The 24,036-nt window shown below is 35.4% G+C and carries 24 protein-coding genes and 1 riboswitch; of the genes, 16 read left to right on the top strand and 8 right to left on the bottom strand.

The features are described from left to right. Positions 1 to 14: 14 nt before the first annotated feature. From C9914_RS06360 to C9914_RS06335, 6 genes are read right to left on the bottom strand one after another with little or no spacing between them, the layout of a single operon-like run. A complete protein-coding gene (locus C9914_RS06360) occupies positions 15 to 929 on the bottom strand; it encodes a TIM44-like domain-containing protein (protein ID WP_106764195.1) in 915 nt (304 codons plus the stop codon). A gap of 15 nt (positions 930 to 944) precedes the next feature. Next, complete coding sequence (locus C9914_RS06355; protein ID WP_106764193.1) at positions 945 to 1,835, bottom strand: TIM44-like domain-containing protein; 891 nt, start codon at positions 1,833 to 1,835, stop codon at positions 945 to 947. A 21-nt stretch (positions 1,836 to 1,856) separates the two neighbouring features. After that, positions 1,857 to 2,846 carry a TIM44-like domain-containing protein gene (locus C9914_RS06350; RefSeq protein WP_106764191.1) on the bottom strand — a complete coding sequence of 330 codons (990 nt, stop codon included), beginning with the start codon at positions 2,844 to 2,846 and terminating at the stop codon, positions 1,857 to 1,859. 24 nt (positions 2,847 to 2,870) lie between these two features. Beyond that, the gene (locus C9914_RS06345; RefSeq protein ID WP_106764190.1) at positions 2,871 to 3,794 is read right to left on the bottom strand and encodes a Tim44 domain-containing protein; all 924 of its coding nucleotides are present in this window, start codon (positions 3,792 to 3,794) and stop codon (positions 2,871 to 2,873) included. 21 nt (positions 3,795 to 3,815) lie between these two features. Continuing rightward, positions 3,816 to 4,868: a TIM44-like domain-containing protein gene (locus tag C9914_RS06340; protein ID WP_106764188.1), complete on the bottom strand. Its 1,053-nt coding sequence runs from the start codon at positions 4,866 to 4,868 to the stop codon at positions 3,816 to 3,818. 20 nt (positions 4,869 to 4,888) lie between these two features. Beyond that, on the bottom strand, positions 4,889 to 5,890 hold the full coding sequence (locus C9914_RS06335; RefSeq protein WP_106764186.1) for a TIM44-like domain-containing protein: 1,002 nt from the start codon (positions 5,888 to 5,890) through the stop codon (positions 4,889 to 4,891). A gap of 316 nt (positions 5,891 to 6,206) precedes the next feature. Here C9914_RS06335 and C9914_RS06330 point away from each other — a divergent pair, with 316 nt between their 5' ends. The 8 genes from C9914_RS06330 to C9914_RS06300 all read left to right on the top strand — a co-directional run bounded on the left by C9914_RS06330 (position 6,207) and on the right by C9914_RS06300 (position 13,847). Then, positions 6,207 to 6,845: an accessory gene regulator ArgB-like protein gene (locus tag C9914_RS06330; RefSeq protein WP_106764185.1), complete on the top strand. Its 639-nt coding sequence runs from the start codon at positions 6,207 to 6,209 to the stop codon at positions 6,843 to 6,845. Beyond that, complete coding sequence (locus C9914_RS11490; protein ID WP_158707348.1) at positions 6,823 to 6,966, top strand: hypothetical protein; 144 nt, start codon at positions 6,823 to 6,825, stop codon at positions 6,964 to 6,966. The genes C9914_RS06330 and C9914_RS11490 overlap by 23 nt, the downstream gene beginning before the upstream one ends. Positions 6,967 to 7,140: 174 nt before the next feature. Continuing rightward, on the top strand, positions 7,141 to 7,659 hold the full coding sequence (locus tag C9914_RS06325) for a cysteine hydrolase family protein (RefSeq protein ID WP_106764183.1): 519 nt from the start codon (positions 7,141 to 7,143) through the stop codon (positions 7,657 to 7,659). Between the two features lie 19 nt (positions 7,660 to 7,678). After that, complete coding sequence (locus C9914_RS06320; RefSeq protein ID WP_106764181.1) at positions 7,679 to 8,488, top strand: ribose-phosphate pyrophosphokinase-like domain-containing protein; 810 nt, start codon at positions 7,679 to 7,681, stop codon at positions 8,486 to 8,488. Between the two features lie 21 nt (positions 8,489 to 8,509). Next, entirely contained in the window at positions 8,510 to 9,982 is a 1,473-nt protein-coding gene (locus tag C9914_RS06315) for a nicotinate phosphoribosyltransferase (RefSeq protein WP_106764180.1), read from the top strand. A gap of 17 nt (positions 9,983 to 9,999) precedes the next feature. Next, positions 10,000 to 11,946, top strand: a complete 1,947-nt coding sequence (locus C9914_RS06310; RefSeq protein WP_106764178.1) for an NAD(+) synthase — start codon at positions 10,000 to 10,002, stop codon at positions 11,944 to 11,946. After that, positions 11,943 to 12,833 (top strand): NUDIX hydrolase, encoded by an 891-nt coding sequence (locus tag C9914_RS06305; RefSeq protein ID WP_106764177.1) that lies wholly within the window; start codon positions 11,943 to 11,945, stop codon positions 12,831 to 12,833. Before C9914_RS06310 ends, C9914_RS06305 begins: the two co-directional genes overlap by 4 nt. A gap of 183 nt (positions 12,834 to 13,016) precedes the next feature. Next, on the top strand, positions 13,017 to 13,847 hold the full coding sequence (locus tag C9914_RS06300; protein WP_106764175.1) for an alpha/beta hydrolase: 831 nt from the start codon (positions 13,017 to 13,019) through the stop codon (positions 13,845 to 13,847). On the opposite strand, the gene C9914_RS06295 is transcribed toward C9914_RS06300, so the two are convergent. Continuing rightward, on the bottom strand, positions 13,848 to 14,735 hold the full coding sequence (locus C9914_RS06295) for a DUF2726 domain-containing protein (protein WP_106764174.1): 888 nt from the start codon (positions 14,733 to 14,735) through the stop codon (positions 13,848 to 13,850). Positions 14,736 to 14,928: 193 nt separating this feature from the next. Next, positions 14,929 to 15,102: riboswitch (Lysine riboswitch) on the top strand. 127 nt (positions 15,103 to 15,229) lie between these two features. Between C9914_RS06295 and asd the strand changes: the two genes are divergently transcribed. The 5 genes from asd (at position 15,230) to mscL (ending at position 19,442) form a co-directional block, all read left to right on the top strand. Then, a complete protein-coding gene (gene asd / locus C9914_RS06290; protein ID WP_106764172.1) occupies positions 15,230 to 16,306 on the top strand; it encodes an aspartate-semialdehyde dehydrogenase in 1,077 nt (358 codons plus the stop codon). Positions 16,307 to 16,346: 40 nt separating this feature from the next. Then, complete coding sequence (dapA, locus tag C9914_RS06285) at positions 16,347 to 17,234, top strand: 4-hydroxy-tetrahydrodipicolinate synthase (RefSeq protein ID WP_106764170.1); 888 nt, start codon at positions 16,347 to 16,349, stop codon at positions 17,232 to 17,234. 459 nt (positions 17,235 to 17,693) lie between these two features. Beyond that, positions 17,694 to 18,455, top strand: coding sequence for a 4-hydroxy-tetrahydrodipicolinate reductase (dapB, locus tag C9914_RS06280; RefSeq protein ID WP_106764168.1), 762 nt, complete (start codon positions 17,694 to 17,696; stop codon positions 18,453 to 18,455). Positions 18,456 to 18,498: 43 nt separating this feature from the next. Next, on the top strand, positions 18,499 to 18,954 hold the full coding sequence (locus C9914_RS06275) for an ACT domain-containing protein (protein ID WP_106764166.1): 456 nt from the start codon (positions 18,499 to 18,501) through the stop codon (positions 18,952 to 18,954). A 50-nt stretch (positions 18,955 to 19,004) separates the two neighbouring features. Continuing rightward, complete coding sequence (gene mscL, locus C9914_RS06270; RefSeq protein ID WP_106764164.1) at positions 19,005 to 19,442, top strand: large conductance mechanosensitive channel protein MscL; 438 nt, start codon at positions 19,005 to 19,007, stop codon at positions 19,440 to 19,442. Between the two features lie 13 nt (positions 19,443 to 19,455). Here mscL and C9914_RS06265 read toward each other — a convergent pair whose 3' ends face one another. After that, entirely contained in the window at positions 19,456 to 19,695 is a 240-nt protein-coding gene (locus C9914_RS06265) for a hypothetical protein (protein ID WP_022265075.1), read from the bottom strand. Positions 19,696 to 19,803: 108 nt separating this feature from the next. On the opposite strand from C9914_RS06265, the gene pgeF reads away from it, so the two are divergent. The 3 genes from pgeF (at position 19,804) to C9914_RS06250 (ending at position 23,943) form a co-directional block, all read left to right on the top strand. After that, the gene (gene pgeF, locus C9914_RS06260; RefSeq protein ID WP_106764162.1) at positions 19,804 to 20,643 is read left to right on the top strand and encodes a peptidoglycan editing factor PgeF; all 840 of its coding nucleotides are present in this window, start codon (positions 19,804 to 19,806) and stop codon (positions 20,641 to 20,643) included. 307 nt (positions 20,644 to 20,950) lie between these two features. After that, entirely contained in the window at positions 20,951 to 23,113 is a 2,163-nt protein-coding gene (nrdD, locus tag C9914_RS06255) for an anaerobic ribonucleoside-triphosphate reductase (RefSeq protein WP_106764160.1), read from the top strand. A 65-nt stretch (positions 23,114 to 23,178) separates the two neighbouring features. Further along, the gene (locus C9914_RS06250; RefSeq protein WP_106764158.1) at positions 23,179 to 23,943 is read left to right on the top strand and encodes a DUF6873 family GME fold protein; all 765 of its coding nucleotides are present in this window, start codon (positions 23,179 to 23,181) and stop codon (positions 23,941 to 23,943) included. Positions 23,944 to 24,036: the final 93 nt, after the last annotated feature.

Here is a 24,036-nt window from a genome sequence, read left to right as displayed (position 1 = left end):
TACAAGTACTCCCTTTAAGTTATTCTAAATATTCCAGACATACCGAGGTCTGTTCCAATTTGAGTTTTTCTTAGAGCTGAAATTCTCCAGCTTGAATTTGTTGTTTTGACAGTTTGACCGCAGAATCTACATTTTCCAGCAATAACTGCGTCAATATTAGAGCCACAGTTCGGACACTGGCAACTTGAAACACCTTTACCTATAAAACTTTTTTCTCCAAGTTTACGCCTTAGTGTCATACTATAAATAATAAAGTTATCCATATTTTTATTGCCGTGAATAGAATCTCCTGTTGCAATATCTTCTATATATTCAACAGCTTTAGCTTTTATGTAAAGGCTTGCATATTCAAATTTATCATTATATTCATAGCGATAGATATAATCTGTTTGAAAGTTTATTCTGTTGCATATATGAGCAATGCCCTTTTCAATATCGTCTTCAATTATTTTTTTATCATCAAAGAATATATCTTCTGTGGTAAGGTCTTCTATAAGTTTAAGATTTCTTTCTCCAAAAGCATCTTTATATGCTATGAAATAGTTTTCCGCAAACCATATAAATCTATCTCCGCTGAAATTTTCATCATTTTTGCGAATCTCATTAGAGATTTGCTCAGTTAAATTCTTTGGTTCACCAAAGTTGTTAGAATTTATCTGAGCCATTTGCTTATCTCTTTCGCGAATAAATCTCTCACCAGCATTATCATCTTTGGTTTTTTGGTACTGATATTTTATGAAGTAATATCCACCAACGACAATAAATACAATCAATAAAGTCCAAACGCCTGATGGGTCATCTGATGACGAACTATGAACAACATATCTTGTCATGTCAGTTATTTCATAGTTCGAGGCATAAGCACTAAGACTAAATATTCCCAAACAACAAATAATAGTGAGAAGTGTCAATAGAATTTTTCTTTTCATGTACTAACCTCTGATTTAGAATTTATTATTGTTATTAAAGACTATACCGCTAATATCATCAACGAAATTATTATCAACAGGTTCAAATTTTGTGAGAGTCCAGTCGGATTTTTCGATTTTAGTGATACTTTCACCGTTTATAATTGTGGTTTTGATACCATTAGTTCTAACGAAGGTCATCTGATAAATGGTATCAAAAACTTCTTCTTTTTTTCCAGTAATAATGCTGCCAGATGCTTCATCTACAATATAATTATTCATAGTTGCTCTAATGCTTACAGTGAGATTTTCAGAGTTTTCATCTATAACTAATTTATGAAGATAAGCATCTATAATATTGATATTATCTTTAATATTTACTCTACCAAGGCTAATAAGCTCTTGTATCTGAGCATTATGCTCCTCAAAAAGTTCTTTTGATTCAAATGTAAAAATTTTCTGCCAATCTCTCTGTGAAAAAGCGTTTTCAAGGGTTAAGAAGATATTTTTGACCCAATTAAGAAATTTTTCTAAATTGAAATTCTCATCTTTTTTGTATATATATTTGGCGATTTGCATATTAGCATTATGTGGAAATATAGGTGGAATATTTTTATAAACCTTTGTCGATTTTTTCTTATTTATTTTAAAAGTTATAAATGTAAAAGCGAGTACTATGAGTCCAGCTATACAATATATTGCTAAATCGATTGAATTACTGCTTGCTGAATGTGAACGATAGCGAGAGTGAGAACGAGAACGAGAGCGTCGAACTTGGGACAAATTATAATCAGCAGTAGATTGATTATAATTTTCATAGCTATTACTTACATAGGCAGGAAGTTCATATGCTTTAACAGCTATTGTTATAGGAAGCGAAAATATTAATATCATAGAAAGGATAATGGCAAAAATATTCTTTTTCAATTTTATATACCTCTATTAATTTTAATTATTACTAAAGATTATTCCTCTCATCTCATCAACGAAATGCTCGTCAACAGATTCAAGATTTGAGAGAACCCAGTTGAACTCTCCAGAATGAACAACGCTTCCGCAATATTGGCATACTCCTGCACTTGCAGATTCAACAGTAGCACCGCAATGTGGGCAAACATTAACAATAAGACCATTTATAAGATTAGTTTTTATACCTTTGCGTCTTGTGAAGGTCATCTGATAGATAGTATCAAAAACTTCATTTTTATTGCCCATAAGAACCTTGCCATTTTTCTCATTTATAATATAGTCATTCATAGTTGCTCTCAGGCTTACTGTGAGATTTTCAAAGTTCTCATCTATGACAAGTTTATGCAAGTAGGCGTCTATGACATTGATATTTTCCATAATATTTATTCTGCCAAGGCGAATATATTCTTGTAGCTGTGTGTTATGCTGTTCAAAAAGTTCTTCCTTTTCGATAGTACGGATTTTCTCCCAATCACGCTGAGCCCAAGCGGTCTGAATAGTAATAAAGATGTTCTTAGCCCATAACAAGAATTGTTCTGTGTCGAAATTCTCATCATTTTGCTTAATAAACTCAGTAATTTGCTCAGTAGCATTATAAGGAAACATAGGAGGAATGTTCTTATATTTTTTAGATTTTTTATCTGGTTGTTTTACACACCAAATTATAAGACCAAATACTGAAACGAATATAACTAAAAATGCTATTACCAAGATTATAGCTGTTTTTTGGTCAATTTCAGAAGAACCTGATGATGAACTACTTCTACCAGATGATGAATAAGAACGAGAGCGGGAACGAGAGTTAGAGCGAGAACGAGAACGGGAGCGAGAACCACCACTGTAACGATGATGGTTGCCAGTATCGAGAGGAAGATTATAGTAAGCGTCAACAGCTAATGCCGTAGGCATAGAGAACGCCACTATCGCCGAAAGAATAACTGCAAGAATTTTCTTTTGTATTTTTTTCATTTTTTACACCTTTTACACCTAAAATTAATATTGATTTGTACCATCAAGGAAAACTATGCCACGGTTGTCATTTACAAAATTTACATCAACAGATTCAAGATTTGAGAGAACCCAGTTAAATTCATCTGTATGAATAATACTTCCGCAATATTCACATTTACCCGAACTTGCAGAATTTACAGTAGCACCGCAGTGAGGACAGATATTTGCGACAAAACCATTAACTATATTTGTTTTAACGCCTTTTCGTCTTGTGAATGTCAACATATAGATAGTATCAAAATAAGATTTTTTATTGCCCATAATGGCTTTTTTTGTTTTTTCGTCAATTATATAGTCAAGCATAGTTGCCCTTAGACTTACTATAAGATTCTCAAAGTTTTCATCGATTACAAGCTTATGTAAGTAGGCATCTAAAACTTTGATTTCGTCTATAACATTTATCCTGCCAAGGCGGATATATTCTTGTAGCTGTGTGTTATGCTGTTCAAAAAGTTCTTCTTTCTCAAGGGTACGAATCTTTTCCCAATCACGCTGAGCCCAGGCGGTTTGAAGTGTAATGAAAATTTCCTTACTCCAGCCAAGAAAGCCTTCGGTAATGAAATTTGGGTCATTTACTCTCATAAATTCTGTAATTTGTTGGTTAGCATTATAAGGCATATTATTTTTAGAAAAAGTCTTATGATAAGTTTTCTTGCACATACCATAGATGAATACACCCGCAATTATTACAATAAAAATACCTGCCGTGATAGGGTCATTAACTCCCGAACCTGAACCACTTGAACGAGAACCACTTGAACGAGAACGAGAACGAGAACCGCCACTATGGCTGTGGTGGTTACCAACATCAAGTGGAAGATTGTAATATGCCTCAGCAACCATTGCCGTAGGAAATGAAAGTGCTAATATCGCCGAAAGAACAACCGCAAGAATTTTCTTTTTCATTTTAATTCGGATTTTCTCCTATCAATTCTGATTATTATTCAATATGATTATGCCACGATTATCGTTGTAGAAGCCATCTTCAACACCTTCCATATCAGAGAGAACCCAGTTGAATTCGCCTGTGTGAATGATACTTCCGCAGTATTCACATCTGCCAGCACTTGCGGAATTAACAGCCGCACCACAATGTGGGCAGACATTTGCAATAGCACCATTGACAAAAGCAGTTTTGATACCCTTTCTTCTTATAAATGTAAGCTGATAGATAGTATCAAAGACTTCCTTCTTATTGCCCATAAGAACCTTGCCAGATTTTTCATCAATGATATAGTCATTCATAGTTACAAACATACTTACTGTTAAGTGTTCGTAATTATCATCAATTACAAGCTTATGAAGATAAGCGTTTGAAACATTGATATTCTCTATAACATTTATCCTGCCAAGGCGGATATATTCTTGTAGCTGTGTGTTATGCTGTTCAAAAAGTTCCTCTTTCTCAAGAGTACGAATCTTTTCCCAATCACGCTGAGTCCAAGCTGTTTGTAGAGTGACGAAGATATTTTTGCTCCACTCAAGGAATTGCCCAGCATTAAAGTTTGTATCATTCTGCTGAATAAATCCTGCGATTTGAGGTGTGAAATCGTATGGAATAATTCTATTGGAGTTATTTTCTGACCTTTTCTTCTTGCCTGTGCATGTTTTAGTAAAAAACAAAATCAAAACTATAATAAATATTATTGCTCCAACAGTTATTACAATATCTTCTGGATTAGAAAGGTCAATAGAAGATTTTGAGCTTTTTGAAACACTGCCAGAATAATTGCTGTAGCTTCTGCTTGAAGACGAATCGGGTTTACTGTTTTTTGAAGACGAACTTGATCTACTCCTTGAACTACTTCTCGAAGATGACCTTGACCTGCTTCTTGATGAGGAACTTTTTTTCTTGTTATTATATCTGTGATAATTACCTACATCAACAGGCAGAATATCGTATGCTTCAGCAATCATTGCCGTAGGAAGTGAAAGTGCTATTATTGATGAAAGTATAATTGCAAGGATTTTCTTTTTCATTTTAATTAAATTTACTCCAATCAGTTTTGAGTATTATTGTTATCTAAAAGAATTACACCACGGTTATCATTCTTGAAGCCTGGTTTAACTGCCTGCATATCAGAGAGAACCCAGTTATATTCGCCAGAATGAACAATGCTGCCACAATATTCACATCTGCCAGCACTTGCAGAATCAACAGGGGCACCACAATGTGGACAAGAATTAGAGATAACACCATTGATAAGTGTAGTTTTAATACCCTTGCGTCTTGTAAATGTAAGGAGATATGTCATATATACATCCTTGTCCTTGCTACCCTTAAGAAGCTTACCTGATTTTTCATCAATGATATAGTCAACCATTCTGACCTTCATACAAACAGTTAAATGCTCGAAATTCTCGTCACGAACATACTTATGTAAGAATGCCTGGTTAACATTTATTCTTTCAATGCAATTTATTCTGCCAAGGCGAATATATTCCTGCAGTTGAGCGTTATGCTGTTCAAAAAGCTCTTCTTTTTCGATAGTACGGATTTTTTCCCAGTCACGCTCGCTCCAGGCAGTTTGTAGCGTAATAAAGATGTTTTTGCTCCATGCAATAAACTTTTCTGTATTGAAATCTATATCACTTTGCTTGATAAATTCAGTAATTTTGTTTGTGCAATCAGCAGGCATATATTGAGCAGGTGTTTCATAAGAACTGTAAGAAGTATTCTCATTGTTGCTTTTGTTTTTAGAACGATTATTAGAAATGATAGATATTACTATAATACCAATAAAAATAACTGCAGCAATGATGAGACCCTCTGGGTCATCTGAAACACTACTGCTTGAGTATGTAGTACCACCATAATCAGTAGTACCACCATAATCAGTAGTACCACCATAATCAGTGGTACCACCCCAATCGCCACCACCGCCATAATCATTGAAGTTGCCGACATCTAGTGGAAGATTATAGTATGCACCGACTAAAGCTGAAGGTATTGATAGCGCAACAAGAGCAGAAAAAATAATTGCAAGTATTTTCTTTTTCATAATATAACACCTCTAAATTATTTAATAATGTGATTATGTTGCAATATTTATATAATTTAATATATCATAATTTAACAAGATTTTCAATATACAAAACAAATTAAATAAGAAAAATTTGTCTAAATATGTAGTTTTATCTAATGGCTTATCTTAGAAACTTAAAAGCTTCGTTCAAGCCTTTGAAAAATGCTCACAGGGTCGAGAGCCCATCATGGGGGCTGTTTTTTCACAGCTCCTTTTTTTAAAATATCGACAGTTTTGTACAAAATCAACCTTAAAAGTGTATTTTTCATCACTTTTTAAAAAGAACTAAATTATGTATATAATTAATTTAGGTGATGAGAAAATGTTACATACAATTTCAGAAAATATAGCTAATTCATTGTTTGATGAAGAAAGTAAATATCCTATGAGCATTTATGTATATGGAATTGAGCTTATGATTTCATCTTTAATTGGAACCATAGTGGTGCTTACAATGGGAATATTATTTCAAAGCATTATTGAAAGCATAATTTTTATGGTATCACTTTCGCTGATAAGATTTTTTTCAGGTGGCTATCATGCACAGACATATATTAGGTGTAATACAGTTTTTGCTACATCTGCTTTACTTGTATTTATAACAAGTAAACTATATATAAAGTATCTTATGGAATATAATATTATAATTCATATAGGTGTATTTGTAGTTTCATTTATTATTATGGCAATATTCTCACCTGTTGAAAATGAAAATAAAAAGATTGATAAATCCGATAGATTAAAATTTAAGATAATCTCCATTTCAATAACTTTCATAGAAATTATATTATCTATGTTTATATATTATGAAACTGGTTTTGATTCAGTATTAGCTGTATTACCTACTATTATAGTTGTTGATGTGGCTATATTGGTTGAAATAATACTAAAGGAAAGGAGAAAATCTTATGTCAGCAAAGAAAAATGTTAAGAAGATTGTTGAATTTCTTGCTATAAAATCAGCAAAGATGGCTTGTGGCACAGCATCAACAAATGATTTCTGCCAGACAAAAGAACCTGAGAATCTCAAGAAGTATTTTAGCAAGAGATAACTTATTAAAAGGTTATTAAGATGCACTGAGCTTTTATAAGCTTGGTGCATTTTTTATATTAAAATACAAATTGAAACTTATAATTTTTATAATAAAAAGTACTTGACAACTATAAATTATAGAGTTATAATCTTATTATAAAATATATAATAAGTAATAAAGGGGAGCGGGTCTATGAGTAAAAATGTTCTTGTAGTAATTGATATGCAGAATGATTTTATTGATGGAGCACTTGGTACAAAAGAGGCTCAGGCAATAATTGAAAATGTTTATCAAGTAATTCAAAGCTTTGAAGGCGAAGTAGTTTTCACTCGTGATACTCATTTTGAAAATTATGCAGATACTCAAGAAGGTAAAAAACTTCCTATTCCACATTGCATCAAGGGAACAAATGGCTGGCAAATCAACAGCAGGCTAAAAAAGCTGATAAAACCTGAAACTAAGATTTTTGATAAAATAACCTTTGGCTCAACTGAACTTACAGAATATTTAAAGAATAATAAAGAGCTTGAAAAAGTAACTCTTGTTGGATTATGTACAGATATATGCATTATATCCAACGCTTTGCTTATTAAAGCAAATTTGCCAGAAGTTGAGATAGAAGTTTTAGAAAACTGTTGTGCAGGCGTTACACCAGAAAGCCATATAAATGCACTTAATGCAATGAAAATGTGTCAGATTTCAGTTAAATGATGGAAAGGAATGGTTATTCATGATTAAGATTAATGGCAAACAAATCGAGTTAGGACACTTCCCAGACGGAACACTTCTTTTAAAGAGTAATATAAAAGAGCTTGCTTGTGATGATGATAGCATTACAATTAAGTGGAATTACGAAAATAACGAGGAGCTTGTAGCACTTTATTTTCTTACAAATAATATTAAGGCATCAGGCTTTAAGAATATAATTCTTGATATGCCGTATATTCCAAATGCAAGACAGGATAGAGTAAAGAATGGTGAAGATGTATTTACCCTCAAATACTTTGCACAGATGCTCAATAGCCTAAGCTTTAGTGAAGTAAGAGTTTTAGACGCTCACTCAAATGTAAGTCTTGCACTTATTGATAATGTAAAGCTTGTATCTCCAAAAGAATATATCTATAAGGTTATTGAGAAAATCAAAGGAGATAATGCAGAAAATCCACTTATGTTTTATCCTGATGAGGGAGCAAGCAAGAGATACAGTGGAATGATTCCGCTTCCGTATTGTTTCGGAATTAAAAATCGTGATTGGAGTACAGGACAGATAAAGAGCTTATCTATTTCAGGTGAAGTTGATAGAATCAAGGGGAATAATGTTCTTATTGTAGATGATATATGCTCTTTTGGTGGAACATTCTATTTTTCAGCACAAAAACTTACAGAGCTTGGTGCAAAGAAGATTTATCTATTTATATCGCACTGTGAAAAATCAATACTGAATGGCAAATTGATAAATTGCGAGCTTATTAATAAAATTTATACAACAGACAGTATTTATAACTGTGAAAATAAGAAAATAGAGATAGTAACCCTTTGATTTTGAGAAAGGACTAAAGTTATGAAAAACACTAACCCAATGCTTCTGATAGATTTTTATAAGGCTGTTCATTCGGATATGCTGCCGAAGAAAATTGAAAAATCCGTTTCTTACTTTACACCTCGTATGAGTAGAGTAAAGATGTGGGATAAGGTTGTAATGTTCGGCTTACAGGCATTTATAAAGGTATATCTTATAGATTATTTCAATAATGAATTTTTCTCTTTGCCACTTGATGAGGTAGTAGGAGAATATGAAAGAGTACTGAATGCAACACTTGGTAAAGAGGCATTCAGCAGTAAAAAGATTTTAAAGCTCCATAAGCTCGGATACTTACCTATTGAAATCAAAGCTTTACCAGAGGGTACAAAAGTTCCTATGCATGTTCCTATGTTTGAAATCAGTAATACTCACCCAGATTTTGCATGGCTTCCACAGGCGTTAGAATCTCTTATAAGTGCAGAAATGTGGCACCCTATGCTTAGTGCAACTGTTGGTGCAACATATCGTGACATCATCAATAAGTACTATGATATTTCGGTAGATGATAATATTTCTCGTGCAAGAGCTATTGGTGATTTCTCATTCAGAGGTCAGGAAAGCTTGCAGTCCGCAGTTAAATCAAGTGCTGGTTGGTGCTTATCTTTCTTGAATACTGCAACAGTTCCAGTAATTCCGTTCTTAGAGCAGATTTATAACTGTGATTGCGAAAAAGAACCTGTTGCATTTGGTGCAGTAAGCACAGAACATTCTGTTATGTGCAGTAATTATGCAGTTGATGGAGATGAAATAACTCTCCTTCGCAGACTTCTTACAGAAATTTATCCTAATACAAGTTTCTCTGCGGTACTTGATTCTTATGATTATTGGAATATAATAGATAATGTACTTCCTCAGCTTAAAAAAGAAATTCTTGAGCATAATGGTTGTATGCTTATGAGAGGCGATAGCGGCGATTGCGTTGAGGTGGTAACAAAAACAGCTTTCAAGCTTTGGGATATTTTCGGCGGAACAATCAATTCTAAGGGATATAAGGTTTTAGACCCTCATGTTAAGGCTATTTATGGTGATAGCATTACTGTTCAGCGTTGCGAAGAAATTTATAAAATTCTCATTGAGAATGGTTTTGCCTGCAATAATGTTTCGCTTGGAGTTGGCAGCTTTAGTATGCAGTGCATAGAAGAAGATGGGATTTTAAAGCCATTTACAAGAGATACTTTCAGTTCTTGTATTAAAGCAACTTATTGTGAGGTTGATGGTAAGCCTATTCCTATTTTTAAAAATCCAAAAGAGGGCGGATTCAAAAGGAGCCAAAAAGGATTGTGTTTTGTATATCGTGATGAAAATGGAAATCTTACCTTTAAAGACGGCTATACAAGCCAAGACATTCCAAAAGAAAATAACCTTCTCGAAACTGTATTCAAGGACGGAAAAATCGTAAGAGAGCAATCTCTTGCGGATATAAGAAAGCTGATGTATGGAGATAAATTCTAAATAGAAAGGTTTTTACTATGGAAAATTTGCTTAGAGTTCTTACAGCTTCTCCGAGAGTTCATATCGGAAATGTAACAAAAAACTGTGATGAGATAAAGAGTATCTATAAGGAATATGCAAATAAAGCAGACATAATTCTTATGCCAGAGCTTTCTTTGACAGGTTATACCTGTGCAGATTTATTTGAAAACAGAAACTTGCTTGATAACACAGTAAGTGGTCTTATGGCTTTGACCAAATTTACTGAAAGTTTTGGAGAGAATGGTTCAGCTTTAGTTGTTGGTGCACCGATAGAAGTTTCAGGTGAATTGTATAACTGTGCAGCTTTTATTCAAAATGGCAAAATAATTGCTGTTGTTCCAAAGACATATCTTCCTAACTACGGTGAATTTTATGAAAAAAGATGGTTCAGTGCAAGAGAATATGATTTTGAAAATATAGAAATAGGAGATATGACAGTTCCTTTTGGAAACAATCTTATAATAGAGCTTGGGCAAAAGGGTAAATCCGTAAAAATCGGTATTGAAATTTGCGAAGATGCGTGGACACCTATTCCACCAAGCCGTATTCTTGCCATAAATGGTGCAGAGATTATTCTTAATCTTTCAGCGTCTAACGAAGTTATAGGTAAAGAACAATATAGACGCAATCTTGTAGGAAATATTTCCTCAACCTGTCTTTGCGGTTATGCCTATGCTTCAGCGGGAATATACGAATCGACTTCAGATATAGTTTTCAGCGGACATAATCTTATGTATGAAAATGGCAAACTTCTCGGAGAAATTAAGCCATTCGAGAGCGGTATTCTGATTCGTGACTTTAGCCTCACCAAAATCCGCCATGACAGAATAGCAAATAAATCATTTGCTGATTGTAAAGGAATGTTTAATGGAAGAAATTTTGTAAAAATCATATGCAATAAGAAACTTATGCAGAAAAATGAGATTCTTGCAAAGGTTTCTATGACACCTTTTGTTCCATCAAAAAATAGACTTGAACGCTGTACTTCTATTTTCAATATGCAGGTAGCAGGCTTACAAAGAAGACTCGAAGCAACTAAAAGCAAATGCGTGGTTATAGGAGTTTCGGGTGGTCTTGATTCAACGCTTGCTTTGCTCGTTGCAGCACAGGCGGTAAGAAATCTTAATCTTCCATCAAAAACAGTTGTAGGAATTACTATGCCAGGTTTTGGTACAACAAAACGCACAAAAAGTAATTCTATTACTCTTATGGAGAAGCTTGGTTGTGATATAAGAGAAATTTCCATAGTAAAAGCGACAAGACAACATTTTGAAGATATTGGACACGATGAAAGCATACACGATATAACCTATGAAAACTGCCAGGCTCGTGAACGCACACAAGTTCTTATGGATGTTGCAAATAAAGAGGGTGGATTTGTCATTGGCACAGGTGATTTATCCGAGCTTGCACTTGGTTGGTGTACCTATAATGGTGACCATATGAGTATGTATGCTGTAAATACAAGTATCCCCAAAACACTTGTCAGAACGCTTGTTGATGAAATCGGACATCATCTTGGCAGAAATGGCTTTGATGGTATAGATGAAGTTATAGAGGATATTATAGATACTCCGGTAAGCCCTGAATTGCTTCCTCCTAATGCGGACGGAACTATTGCACAAAAGACCGAGGATACAGTAGGCTCATATATTTTGCACGACTTTTTCTTATATTACACTTTGCGTTATGGAATGAAGCCAAATGAAATATTCGAGCTTTGTCAGACTGCTGTAAAGCAAAGTGATGAATATAAATTTGATGATGCGGAAATTAAAAAATGGCAGAATGTATTTTATACAAGATTTTTCAGACAGCAATTTAAGAGAAACTGTATGCCAGATGGTGTTAAGGTTGGTACAGTTTCAGTAAGTCCGAGAGGAGATTTGCGTTTGCCATCAGAAATTGAATTTGAAGAATTTTTGTTTGGTGATAAGCAATGAGTAATTTAAATGAATTTCTTTCGACATATAATATTGAAAGCTATGAACGACCGTCTATTGCAACAGATATAGCAGTTTTTACTGTTGTTCCTGATACAGAAATAGTAGATTGCAGAAAGCTTCCTTCAAAAAAATTAAAGGTATTGCTTATTCGCAGAGGAGAAGAACCCTTTAAAAATCTATGGGCATTGCCTGGAGGCTTTGTGAGAAAGGGAGAAACTATCAATCAAGCGGCAAGGCGTGAGCTATTAGAGGAAACAGGTACACAACAAGCTTATATTGAAATGTGCGGAACATTTGATGAAGAGGGTAGAGACCCTCGTGGTTGGATAATTTCACAAGCTTTTATGGCTCTTATCAATAGTGAAGATAAGGAACTTATGGAAAATATTCACGCTGGTGGAGATGCCAAAGAAGCAGAATGGTTCGATATTTCACTCAACATAGTAGGTGATGGCTATGAACGCACAAAAGATGACAGAAAAAGTATAACAACATATGAGCTTAATTTAAAAGGAAAAGAAAAGATTACTGCTGTTATTCAAGAGAAAAGGCTATATAAAAATTATCATAAAGAAATTGAGTATAGTATAATTAAATCTGATGCTTTAGCGTTCGACCACTCAAAAATTTTAACTTGTATTCTAAATAAACTGAGGCAAAAATTAGAATTTGATTTAAGAACAGCTTTTGATTTAATGCCAACTTATTTTACTTTAACAGATTTACAAGAGGTTTTTGAGATTATTTTAAATAAAGAGCTTGTTAAACCTAATTTTCGCAGAAAAATAGCTGATTATGTAGTAGAAACTGATAAAACAGTTATGAATGGTGGACACAGACCTTCAAAATTATTTATGAGAAATATGGATTTATTTTATAAATAAAATAATGGTAATGCCACAACTCAAATTAAAGCGAGTTGTGGCATTTTTATAGTCGATTTAATTGATATAATAGATAAATTATTGCTAATAATATAAATATACTTAGTTACTATTGACCATAATCTAACATTAGTGATATAATCTATATATTGAAATAGCCTATGAAATAAGGAGGATATTTTTATGAAAAGAACTATTTCTATAAATCCGACAAAACCCCAATATATTACTGTAACAAATTTAAGTTATGCACAGATTGATTACTGGTTCGGACACGCAAGAATGGATTTAAAGCTTGATATAATTTTTCCAGAAGAACATACCGAAAAGAAATATCCTTGTATTGTATGGATATGTGGTGGCGGTTGGCTTTCTATGGATAAATCTGTTCATATGGCTTATCTTTCAAAGCTTGCTTTAGAGGGCTTCGTTGTTGCGAGTGTTCAGTATAGAACAAGTAATGAAGCTTCTTATCCATCTCAGATTCAAGATGTGAAAGCTGGTATAAGATATTTAAAAGCACATTCTGAAAGGTATCATATAGATATTGAAAGGATAGGCATAATGGGAGATTCTGCTGGTGGTTATCTTACAGCTATGGCAGCGTTTGATAACGATAAATCGCTTGATGTCGGAGCTTATCTTGATTGCTCAAGTGAGGTCAAGGCGGCTTGTATGTGGTATCCGCCGACAAATCTTGCTAAGTTTATGAATGCAAATACTGTCTCAGCAGAAAAGCTTATGCTTGGAGCAGAACTTTCAAATAAAAAATCCGCCTTAGAGTCATCACCAGTAAATTTTGTAAGAGAAAATTTGCCAGCAAGCCTTATTATTCATGGTACAAATGATAATACAGTGCCATTTTCGCAAGGTGAGGAACTTTATGAAAAATTAAATTCATTTGGTAATGATGTAGAGCTTATTGCGATTGATGGGGCAGACCACGCAGATGAGCATTTCTTTCAGGACGAAATCTGGTCAGAAATCCTATCGTTTTTTAAGAAAAAGCTGTAATTATCTATCATAGTAAGGTGTATTTTCATATCCATCCTTTTGTAGTCTGAAAACCATTTTATCCAGTCGTTTCTTCCAAAAAACCTTGAACCATTTTTGTTTCCCAAAGAGCTTAACTATTTTTGGGCTAATTTTATAATATGTTTTGATAAACAATCTTCCAAGAAAAGATTTGCTTAGCTTAAAATCTCTAAATCGTCTTAAAGTCCAAACCTGTGGGCAATCATATGAGCCATATACACAGGTTGCAACATAACAGCCACCTGAATTTTTCTGAGTTTTTTGACTGTTTTCTGTAGGCTTGCTGTGAGCAATTCTTTTTATAGGTAATTCCGAAAGAGTAGTATCTATTCTTTTCTTTATATATTCCTTGTTTACACCATAAGATGTCCAAAGAGTGATTATTGGAATACCTGCTTCCTCACATATATTGTGCACTTTTTGGTCACGCTCTTTACGCTGATTTGAATTATGAGAAGAATCATTTATTTCAATAAATATAAGTGGTTTAAACTCAGAGTCTGTAATTAGAAAATCTATATTCCTGAAAAGCTCATTTTGAAAATGAGAAGAATCGTCATCTTTAGAAATGACAGCCGCAAGATTTATCTGTGGGAAAAGCAAGTAGTTATCAGGAATAAGCTCTTTAATTACATTATAAAATCCTTTTTCAGCTTCAGTAATTAGTGATGGTTTAGGATTATAAATGAATTTTTGAGATTGTTGTGCGTCATTACTTTGAATTGAGGAGCTTTCGCAACTTGAATTTGGACTATGCCATTTGCCACATTTTTCACATTTGATAAGTTTACCATCTTTAAAAAGGTAATAGCATTTTTTACACAAATTATATTTGCCACTATTATCACCACAAAATTCGCAAATCATATTAACCCCCTAAAATATACATTGTTTTTATTTTAGTATATCATATTTATGAAGTTTTGTAAATAATATTGTACAAAATAAAATTTTGATTTTTACTATTTTATAATAACAAAAACTTCTTTCTAAAGTTGCTTCAAAAAGGTTGACACAAAGTCGTATAAATGATATATTATGAATTGTAAGAATTTTTAAATTCCGGGATAGAGGTGCGTTAATTCGTGTAGCAAGGAGGAGAGTTCCGAAATCTGAGATACCTTGCGAATAGAATTATCGCCGAAGCGTAGGGCTATGGCAAAACCTTTCGCTGGCTGTGTGGAACATCTCCATATGGCTGTCATCATACTTATGGTGGAGAGCTATCTTTATATATCATAGAGGCAGCTTAATAATATCAGAAGTATGAACCGGTTTTTAGTGAACCGGTTTTTTGTTGCTCTTTTATTCGGGATAATGAAATTTTTTGCCATCAGGCAATATAAAAGGAGTTTTTTATTATGAAAAAGTACAATGTAGGTATTATTGGTGCTACAGGTATGGTTGGTCAGCGTTTTGCCACACTTCTTGAGAACCACCCTTGGTTTAATGTTGTTGCTCTCGCAGCAAGTGCTCGTTCAGCTGGAAAAACATACAAAGAGGCAGTTGCTAACCGTTGGGCTATGACAACACCTATTCCAAAGGCTATGGAAGATATGGTTATCCTTGATGCTGCAAATGTAGAAGAAGTCGCATCTAAGGTTGACTTCGTATTCTGTGCTGTTGATATGAAGAAGGACGAAATCAAGGCTTTGGAAGAAGCTTATGCGAAGGCAGAGTGCCCAGTTGTTTCTAATAACAGTGCTAACCGTTTTACACCTGATGTGCCTATGATTATCCCAGAAATCAATGATGAGCATCTTAAAATCATTGAGGCTCAGAGAAAGCGTCTTGGAACAAAGAAGGGCTTTATTGCTGTTAAATCTAACTGCTCACTTCAGAGCTATGTTCCTGCTATACACCCACTTCTCAAGTATGGTGTTAAGAAGGTTCTTGCTTGCACATATCAGGCAATTTCAGGTGCAGGAAAAACTTTCGAGCGTTGGCCTGAAATGGTAGATAACCTTATCCCATATATCGGTGGCGAGGAAGAAAAGTCTGAGCAAGAGCCACTCAAGATTTGGGGTAAAATCGAAAACGGCGAAATCGTTAAAACTAATACTCCTGCAATCACAGCACAGTGCCTCCGTGTTCCTGTAAGTGATGGACACACAGCGGCAGTTTTTGTAGAGCTTGAGCAAAAGCCATCAGTTGAGGAAATCATCGAAACTTGGGAATCTTATAGCGGTAAGCCACAAGAGCTTCAGCTTCCAAGTGCTCCAAAGCAATTCCTCCACTATTTCAGAGAGCCAGACCAACCACAGATTAAATCAGCAAGAACTCTTGAAAATGGTATGGCTATTTCTGTTGGCAGACTCAGAGAGGATACACAGTATACTTACAAGTTTGTTTGTATGTCACATAATACTCTTAGAGGTGCAGCAGGCGGTGCAGTTCTTCTTGCAGAGCTTCTTGCAGCAGAAGGTTACTTTGACTGATTAATTCTATAAATCTAAAATTTATAAACGGGGTGATACTATGTCAGAACACATTTTTGAGGGTTCAGGCGTTGCTATTATTACACCTATGAATCCCGATGGTTCAGTAAACTTTGACGAGCTTGGACGAATTATCGACTTCCAAATCGAAAATGGTACTGATGCAATTATAACCTGTGGTACAACAGGTGAATCCGCAACTCTCAATAACGAGGAGCATTGCGAGGTTATCGAATACACTATTAAGAAGGTTGCACATCGTGTACCTGTTATTGCAGGTGCAGGAAGCAATGACACAAACTACGCAATAGGGCTTTCAAAGCATGCTCAGACTGTTGGTGCAGACGCTATTCTTTCCGTTACACCATATTATAATAAGACCTCTCAGGCAGGACTTATTCGCCACTATACAGCTATTGCAGATAATGTTGATATTCCGATTATTCTTTATAATGTTCCATCAAGAACAGGCTGTAATATTAAGCCGGAAACATATTACGAGCTTTCCAAGCACCCAAATATCAAGGCTACAAAGGAAGCTAACGGCGATACATCAGCACTTGTACGCACAATGGCTCTTTGCGGAGATAATCTTGATGTATATTCAGGCGAAGATAGTCAGGCTTTCACAATTACAGCTATGGGTGGTAAGGGTGTTATTTCCGTATTTGCAAATATCTGCCCTAAGGAAAGCCACGAGCTTGTAGCTGCTGCACTTGCAGGTGATTTTAAGAAGTCATTTGAGATGCAGAAAAAATACATTAAGCTTATGGATATGCTTTTCTCAGATGTCAACCCTATTCCGATTAAGGAAGCTATGAATATGTTCGGTTTCAACTGCGGAGATTGTCGTTTGCCACTTACTGCTATGAGCGAAAGCGATCACGAGGCATTGAGAAAGACTCTCGTTGAATACGGCCTTATTTAAGCGGCGAGCCGCCGCTGCCAATATGCGGATTGGGAAGTTTATTCATGCGGAGGACTAAACTACCGATAAGTTAATGTACTTCTCTAAGATACTTAAAGTTTAGGTCAAGCCTTTTTAAAGGCTTGCGGTTTCCAAAGGTAGTCACCTACGGCAGAGCCTTTGGTGGGTTTTAAGGGCGAAGCCCTTAACATCTCTTGCTCCCTAAGGGGCGGACTTTGTCCGCCCCTTTTGACTAATGTTGCTTACACAAAAAATTGAGCGGCGGACAAAGTCCGCCGCTCAGAAGTAAAGAATGTTAAGGGCGTTGCCCTTAAAACCCATGAGGGACTCCGTCCCTCAACCCTGCGAGCAGCTTTCACCAGCAAAGCTGGTGTAGAAAAGGCTCGAGCGAAACTTTTAAGTTTCTTTTGGGAAGTGCGTTAGCTAATTATGATTTTTAAATAAAAGGATGTGTAAACGATGACAAAGATAGTTCTTTGTGGAGCTTGCGGAAAGATGGGAGCAGCTATTGCTGCTGCTGTTGATAATCGTTCCGATTGTGAAATTGTTGCAGGTGTTGATATTGCAAAAAAAGAAGGCTTAGGATTTCCGGTATACAGCGGTTTTGCAGAAATATCAGAAGCTGCCGATGTAGTAATCGACTTTTCTAATCCTGTCTGCCTTGATGATATGCTTGCATATTGTATTGAAAAGAAGTTGCCTGCTGTAATTTGCACAACAGGTTATAGTCCTGAACAGGTTGCACAAATTAAGGAAGCTTCAAAGAAAATTGCTATTTTCTATTCAGGAAATATGTCACTCGGCATAAATCTTCTAATCGAGCTTTCCAAAAAAGCTGCTAAGGTATTTGGTGAAAGCTTTGATATAGAGATTATCGAAAAGCATCATAACCAAAAGCTTGATGCACCGAGTGGTACAGCACTTATGATAGCTGATGCAATAACAGAGTACGCAAAAAATGACGCACAGTATGTTTATGACCGCCACGCATACAGAAAAAAGCGTGATAAGCGTGAAATCGGCATCCACGCTGTTCGTGGTGGAAATATTGTCGGCGAACACGAAGTACTTTTTGCAGGTACAGATGAGCTTTTCACAATAAGTCATTCTGCCCGTTCAAAGTCAGTTTTTGCAGTTGGAGCAGTTAATGCGGCAGTATATATGAACGGTCAGTCTGCTGGAATGTACGATATGAGTGACTTGCTTTCTGCACAAAACTAAATCATAATTTTATAATGTTATAACTTGAAAGGAGCTGTTTGTTTTGAGTAAATTTAACCCTGTTATTAAAACCTGTGAAGATGTCACATTGATTAAACTTATGAATGTACCGAGTGATATGGCGTTTATAGGAGAGGTATTCGGAAAAATTGCAGAACTTTCTGTAGATGTAAATATGATTTCACTTTCAGAAAAAAGTAACCGTTCAGTTCTTGCCTTTACTGTCAAGGACGATGATTTTATCAAAACTGTTGAGTATACATCTAAGCTCAAAGATGGCTCTGTAAAGCCAATAGTTTCGAGCGGAAACTGCATTATTTCTATAGTTGATGTTGCTATGGAGAATGCTCCTGGTGTCGCTGCAAGGGTATTCAAGACCTTAGCTGAGGCAAATGTACAGATTATGCTTATCACAACAAGTGAATCACAAATTTCTGTGCTTGTAACTCGTGCAGACTTCGATGACGCAGTAGACAGCCTTAGCCGCCAATTTGTATAAAAATAAAGGGCGAATATTACTCGCCCATAAACTCAGAGGTATGATATACTGTGAAAAAGTTTTTTAAAGAATTTAAAGAATTTGCACTTCGTGGAAGTGTAATGGACCTTGCAATCGGTGTTATCATAGGTGCGGCATTTCAAGCAATAGTTAATTCACTTGTAAAGGATATTATGTCACCTTTGATAGGACTGGTTGCAAAAACTGACTTGTCAGATTTGTCTGTTGAGATTTTCGGCGTAAGTGTGAAGTATGGTTCGTTTTTAACAGCAGTTATCAATTTCATTATTATGGCATTTGTTATCTTTTTGCTTGTTAAAGGACTTAACGCTTTATCAAGACTCGGAAAGAAAAACAAGCCTGAGGAGGCTGAGCCTACCGTCAAGACTTGTCCTTTCTGTATGACAGAGATTGATATTAAGGCTACACGCTGCCCACACTGCACATCTCATCTTGATGAGGTTTTCGCAGATGCAGACAAGGATTAAGCCCGAAATTTAATTATAACATAAAGTCTTCGGGAGAGTATTTCTGAAGCGGAGGGAGCTTATTCGGTTCACGCTTGAGAGGGTCATACTTAAATTTCTTACAACCGCCCTCTTGAGGTGTTGAGCCACTGTAACAAAGAATAGTTCCATCATCTTTAACTCGACCGAAACAGCAATATTCGCACTTTGGCTCAATATTGTTGCCGAAAAGCTTTTTCTGAAAAGGCAGCTTTATATTATTTAGGTTAATCATAAATATCATCTTCCTTATCTTAAATAAACGCCCAAGTGCGTATTATTGTCTATCTATCGACCTATTATAACACTTTTTGCGAAATATTGCAAATATCGTATTAGGAGAATGAATGTGATATTCAAGAGCAATAATACAAATTTAAATTTTGTGAACGGAGTTGCCTTTTTAACATTTCCAAATCTTTCTGAATTGGACTTTGTTAAGCACGCATTTTCTACACGCATCGGCGGTGTTAGTGATAACGAATTTAATTCTATGAACCTTGCATTCGGCAGAGGAGATTCTGACGAAAATGTCAGAAAGAATTATAAGCTTATGTGCGATGCAGTAGGCTTAGATTATTCAACTCTTGTAAGCTCTGCACAGGACCACCATACCTTTGTACGCAAGGTTACTTCTGCGGATTGTGGCATAGGAATTGAGCGTCCTAAGGATATGCTCAGCGTGGACGGCCTTATGACTAATGAGCCTAATGTTACGCTTGTAACGCATTATGCGGACTGTACACCGCTTCTTTTTGCTGACCCTAAAAAGCATGTTATCGCAACTTCACACGCAGGCTGGAGAGGTACAGCAAGCCGAATGGGGCAGGTCACAGTTGAGCGAATGACAGAGGAATACGGCTGCGACCCAGAGGATATTATAGCAGTTGTAGGTCCTGCGATAGGTGGTTGCTGTTACGAGGTGGATACACCTGTTTATGAGAAATTTGCCTCAATGATAGATTTGCGTCCAGCATATTTCACAAAATCACTTGGCAGGGGAAAACACATTGTCGATTTAAAGGAAGTAAACCGCAGAACTTTGCTTAGTGCGGGCTTATTGCCTGAAAATATTCTTGTTAGTGACCTTTGCACAAAATGCAATAGCGACCTTCTATTTTCACATAGAGCAACAAACGGTAAGCGTGGAGGCTTGAGTGCTTTTATTTCGATGACTGAATAATTACAAATATAAATTTGTTAAATAAACTATTTCTATCAAGAGTTTTAAATTTAAGATTTATTTTTTAATTTTCTTTGAAGTAAAATTATTTAGCGAAATTTGTTGTATAGTTATCTATGTTCGCATTTTGATTAAGGTACTCTACATTTTGTGGTTTATCAAAATTTGTTAAAACTATATATTGACAGCTTTCTCTGATTGTGCTACTATATATTGTATCACAGGCAGAGGAATATCTTAGATTTATATCTGAAAGCCTGTTTGTAAGCAGGCTTTTTTATTGCGATTTTTTAAGGGAGTATTTAAAATGAAAATTATTAAGCGTAATGGTACAGAGGTCGTTTTCGATATAACTAAAATTATTTCAGCAATTACAAAAGCAAATAATGCAGATGATTCCTCCAAAGAACTTTCTCGTGAACAGATTGTCAGAATAGCTGCATCTGTTGAGCAAAAATGCAGCTCTATAAACCGTGCCTCAAGTGTTGAAGAAATTCAAGATATGGTTGAGCAAAAGATTATGGAGCAAGGTGCTTTTAAGGTTGCTAAACGATATATTAAGTATCGTTATAACCGTACTCTTGTAAGAAGGGCAAATACTACTGATAATCAGATTCTTAGCCTTATAGAATGTAATAACGAAGAGGTTAAGCAAGAAAATTCAAATAAAAACCCCACCGTCAATAGCGTTCAGCGTGACTATATGGCAGGTGAGGTCAGTAAGGATATTTCAAAGCGTTTGCTTTTGCCAAAAGAAATTGTAAAAGCCCACGAGGAAGGTATAATTCATTTTCACGATATGGATTATTATGCACAGCATATGCACAACTGCGACCTTGTCAACCTTGAGGATATGCTTCAGAATGGAACAGTTATTTCTGGTACACTCATCGAAAAACCACATAGTTTTTCAACAGCTTGTAATATTGCAACACAGATTATAGCTCAGGTTGCAAGTAGTCAGTATGGCGGTCAGAGTATCAGCCTTGCACATCTTGCACCATTTGTACAGGTTTCAAGAAATAAAATCCGCAAAGACGTTCTCAGAGAAGTAGAAGAACTTCATGGAGAACTTGATGAGGAAGTTATCTCAAATATTGTTGAACGCAGACTTCGTGAAGAAATCAAGCGTGGTGTTCAGATTATCCAATATCAGGTTGTAACTCTTATGACCACAAATGGTCAGGCACCTTTCGTAACAGTATTTATGTATCTTAATGAAGCTAAGAATGCTACTGAAAGGCGTGACCTCGCAATGATTATCGAGGAAACACTTCGTCAGCGTTATGAGGGCGTTAAGAATGAAGCGGGCGTATGGATTACACCTGCATTCCCAAAGCTTATATATGTCCTTGAGGAAGATAATATAGAAAAGGGTTCAGAATATTATTACCTCACAGAGCTTGCTGCAAAATGCACAGCGAAGCGTCTTGTTCCTGATTATATTTCCGAAAAGAAGATGAAAGAGCTTAAAGAGGGTAACTGCTTTCCTGTTATGGGTTGCCGTTCCTGTCTTTCACCTTGGAAGGACGAAAATGGAAACTATAAGTTCTACGGCAGATTTAATCAAGGCGTTGTAACAATCAACCTCGTTGATGTAGCACTTTCATCAGGCGGAGATGTTGATAAATTCTGGGAGATTTTCGATAAGCGTCTTGAGCTTTGCTATGATGCACTTATGTGCCGTCATGAAAGATTAAAAGGTACGCTTTCAGATGCGGCACCTATTTTATGGCAGTATGGTGCAATTTCTCGTCTGAAAAAGGGAGAACCGATAGATAAGCTTTTATATGGAGGTTATTCTTCAATATCTCTTGGTTATGCAGGACTTTGTGAGTGTGTAAAGTATATGACAGGCAAATCTCACACAGACCCGTCAGCAACTCCATTTGCGATAAAAATTATGGAGCATATGAACGAGGCTTGCGAGCGTTGGAAGAAAGAAACAAATATTGGTTTTGGTATATATGGAACACCTCTCGAAAGCACAACATATAGATTTGCAAAGTGCTTGCAAAAGCGTTTTGGAATTATCGAGGGTGTAACAGACAGAAACTATATAACGAATAGCTATCATGTTCATGTAACAGAGGATATAGATGCTTTTACAAAGCTTAGCTTTGAATCAAAGTTCCAAGCACTTTCAACAGGCGGTGCCATAAGCTATATCGAAGTTCCTAATATGCAGCAGAATATTGAGGCTGTTCTTGATGTTATTAAGTTCATCTATGATAATATTATGTATGCAGAACTAAACACAAAGAGCGATTATTGCCAAGTGTGTGGCTTTGATGGAGAAATTCAGATTGTTACAGATGAGGACGGTAAGCTCGTATGGGAATGCCCACATTGTCACAACCGTGACCAATCTAAGATGAATGTTGCAAGAAGAACTTGTGGATACATAGGCACACAATATTGGAATCAAGGTCGTACACAGGAGATTAAAGACCGTGTAATGCACTTATAATAAAAAAGCTACGGTTGCTTTGAATTAAGCAAAGACCGTAGCTTTTTTGATTGGTGGTTAGTCTAATGAATAAATCAATTTTTGTAGAAAAACCAAATCTTCCGAAATTTAATGTTTCGGAGCTTATAGTTTCCGGTAGATATAAGTTTGTTATAGATGAGCTTAAAAGGCTCGGAATTTCTATAATAGAATCTGATATGCTTTCTGAAATATGTGGTGTTGAAAAGTATCATACCGATATTTCAACAATTCATTTGTGCAATGATAATTTGCTTGTTGCTAAAAATAATGCTGTTCTTGCGGATAAATTAAGCTTTCTCGGCTATAATGTTTCGCTTTCAAAAAAAATAATTTCTGGCAAGTATCCAAGCTGTACAGCACTTAATGCTGTAATTTTAGGAGATAAAATGATATGTCGTGAATCATCTATTGATGATAAGCTTATGGAATATTGCAAGAAAAATTCTATTAAAATTATTTCAGTTAAGCAAGGTTATGCTCGCTGTTCGACTGCTGTTGTTGCAGAAAATGCCGTTATAACCTCAGATAACGGAATATATAAGGCTTGTATTGAAAATAGCATTGATGTACTTAAAATAGAGAGTGGATATATTGAAATAGAAGACTACAATTATGGCTTTATCGGAGGTTCTTGCGGAAAGCTTTCTGATGATATTCTTGCATTTTGTGGCGATGTAAAGGTTCATAAAAACTATGATGATATAAAAGCCTTTGCTTTGAATTATGGTATAAATCTAATTTCACTTTCAAACAAAAGACTTTTTGATATAGGTGGATTTATATCTACAAAGCAAGAGTGGGTTTATTGATATAAATTAAAATTTGCGAAAAATATTTTATTAAAAATAAAGTTTTTACTTGCAATGTCCAATAAATATGTTATAATAAAAGTATAAAATAAA

The sequence above is a fragment of the Pseudoruminococcus massiliensis genome (assembly GCF_900291955.1).
Classification (GTDB): Bacteria; Bacillota; Clostridia; order Oscillospirales; family Acutalibacteraceae; genus Pseudoruminococcus; species Pseudoruminococcus massiliensis.
Note: the sequence above shows the minus strand (reverse complement) of the source record. Positions and strands in the feature narration are given on the sequence as shown.

Coding starts and splice junctions, on each gene's coding strand:
- C9914_RS06320 (WP_106764181.1), top strand. CDS start 7,679: ATGATTAAGATTAATGGCAAACAAATCGAGTTAGGACACTTCCCAGAC.
- C9914_RS06305 (WP_106764177.1), top strand. CDS start 11,943: ATGAGTAATTTAAATGAATTTCTTTCGACATATAATATTGAAAGCTAT.
- dapB (WP_106764168.1), top strand. CDS start 17,694: ATGACAAAGATAGTTCTTTGTGGAGCTTGCGGAAAGATGGGAGCAGCT.
- C9914_RS06340 (WP_106764188.1), bottom strand. CDS start 4,868: ATGAAAAAGAAAATCCTTGCAATTATACTTTCATCAATAATAGCACTT.
- nrdD (WP_106764160.1), top strand. CDS start 20,951: ATGAAAATTATTAAGCGTAATGGTACAGAGGTCGTTTTCGATATAACT.
- C9914_RS06360 (WP_106764195.1), bottom strand. CDS start 929: ATGAAAAGAAAAATTCTATTGACACTTCTCACTATTATTTGTTGTTTG.
- C9914_RS06315 (WP_106764180.1), top strand. CDS start 8,510: ATGAAAAACACTAACCCAATGCTTCTGATAGATTTTTATAAGGCTGTT.
- dapA (WP_106764170.1), top strand. CDS start 16,347: ATGTCAGAACACATTTTTGAGGGTTCAGGCGTTGCTATTATTACACCT.
- asd (WP_106764172.1), top strand. CDS start 15,230: ATGAAAAAGTACAATGTAGGTATTATTGGTGCTACAGGTATGGTTGGT.
- C9914_RS06295 (WP_106764174.1), bottom strand. CDS start 14,735: ATGATTTGCGAATTTTGTGGTGATAATAGTGGCAAATATAATTTGTGT.
- C9914_RS11490 (WP_158707348.1), top strand. CDS start 6,823: ATGTCAGCAAAGAAAAATGTTAAGAAGATTGTTGAATTTCTTGCTATA.
- C9914_RS06265 (WP_022265075.1), bottom strand. CDS start 19,695: ATGATTAACCTAAATAATATAAAGCTGCCTTTTCAGAAAAAGCTTTTC.
- C9914_RS06310 (WP_106764178.1), top strand. CDS start 10,000: ATGGAAAATTTGCTTAGAGTTCTTACAGCTTCTCCGAGAGTTCATATC.
- C9914_RS06330 (WP_106764185.1), top strand. CDS start 6,207: ATGTATATAATTAATTTAGGTGATGAGAAAATGTTACATACAATTTCA.
- C9914_RS06325 (WP_106764183.1), top strand. CDS start 7,141: ATGAGTAAAAATGTTCTTGTAGTAATTGATATGCAGAATGATTTTATT.
- C9914_RS06300 (WP_106764175.1), top strand. CDS start 13,017: ATGAAAAGAACTATTTCTATAAATCCGACAAAACCCCAATATATTACT.
- C9914_RS06345 (WP_106764190.1), bottom strand. CDS start 3,794: ATGAAAAAGAAAATTCTTGCGGTTGTTCTTTCGGCGATATTAGCACTT.
- C9914_RS06350 (WP_106764191.1), bottom strand. CDS start 2,846: ATGAAAAAAATACAAAAGAAAATTCTTGCAGTTATTCTTTCGGCGATA.
- pgeF (WP_106764162.1), top strand. CDS start 19,804: ATGAATGTGATATTCAAGAGCAATAATACAAATTTAAATTTTGTGAAC.
- C9914_RS06250 (WP_106764158.1), top strand. CDS start 23,179: ATGAATAAATCAATTTTTGTAGAAAAACCAAATCTTCCGAAATTTAAT.
- C9914_RS06335 (WP_106764186.1), bottom strand. CDS start 5,890: ATGAAAAAGAAAATACTTGCAATTATTTTTTCTGCTCTTGTTGCGCTA.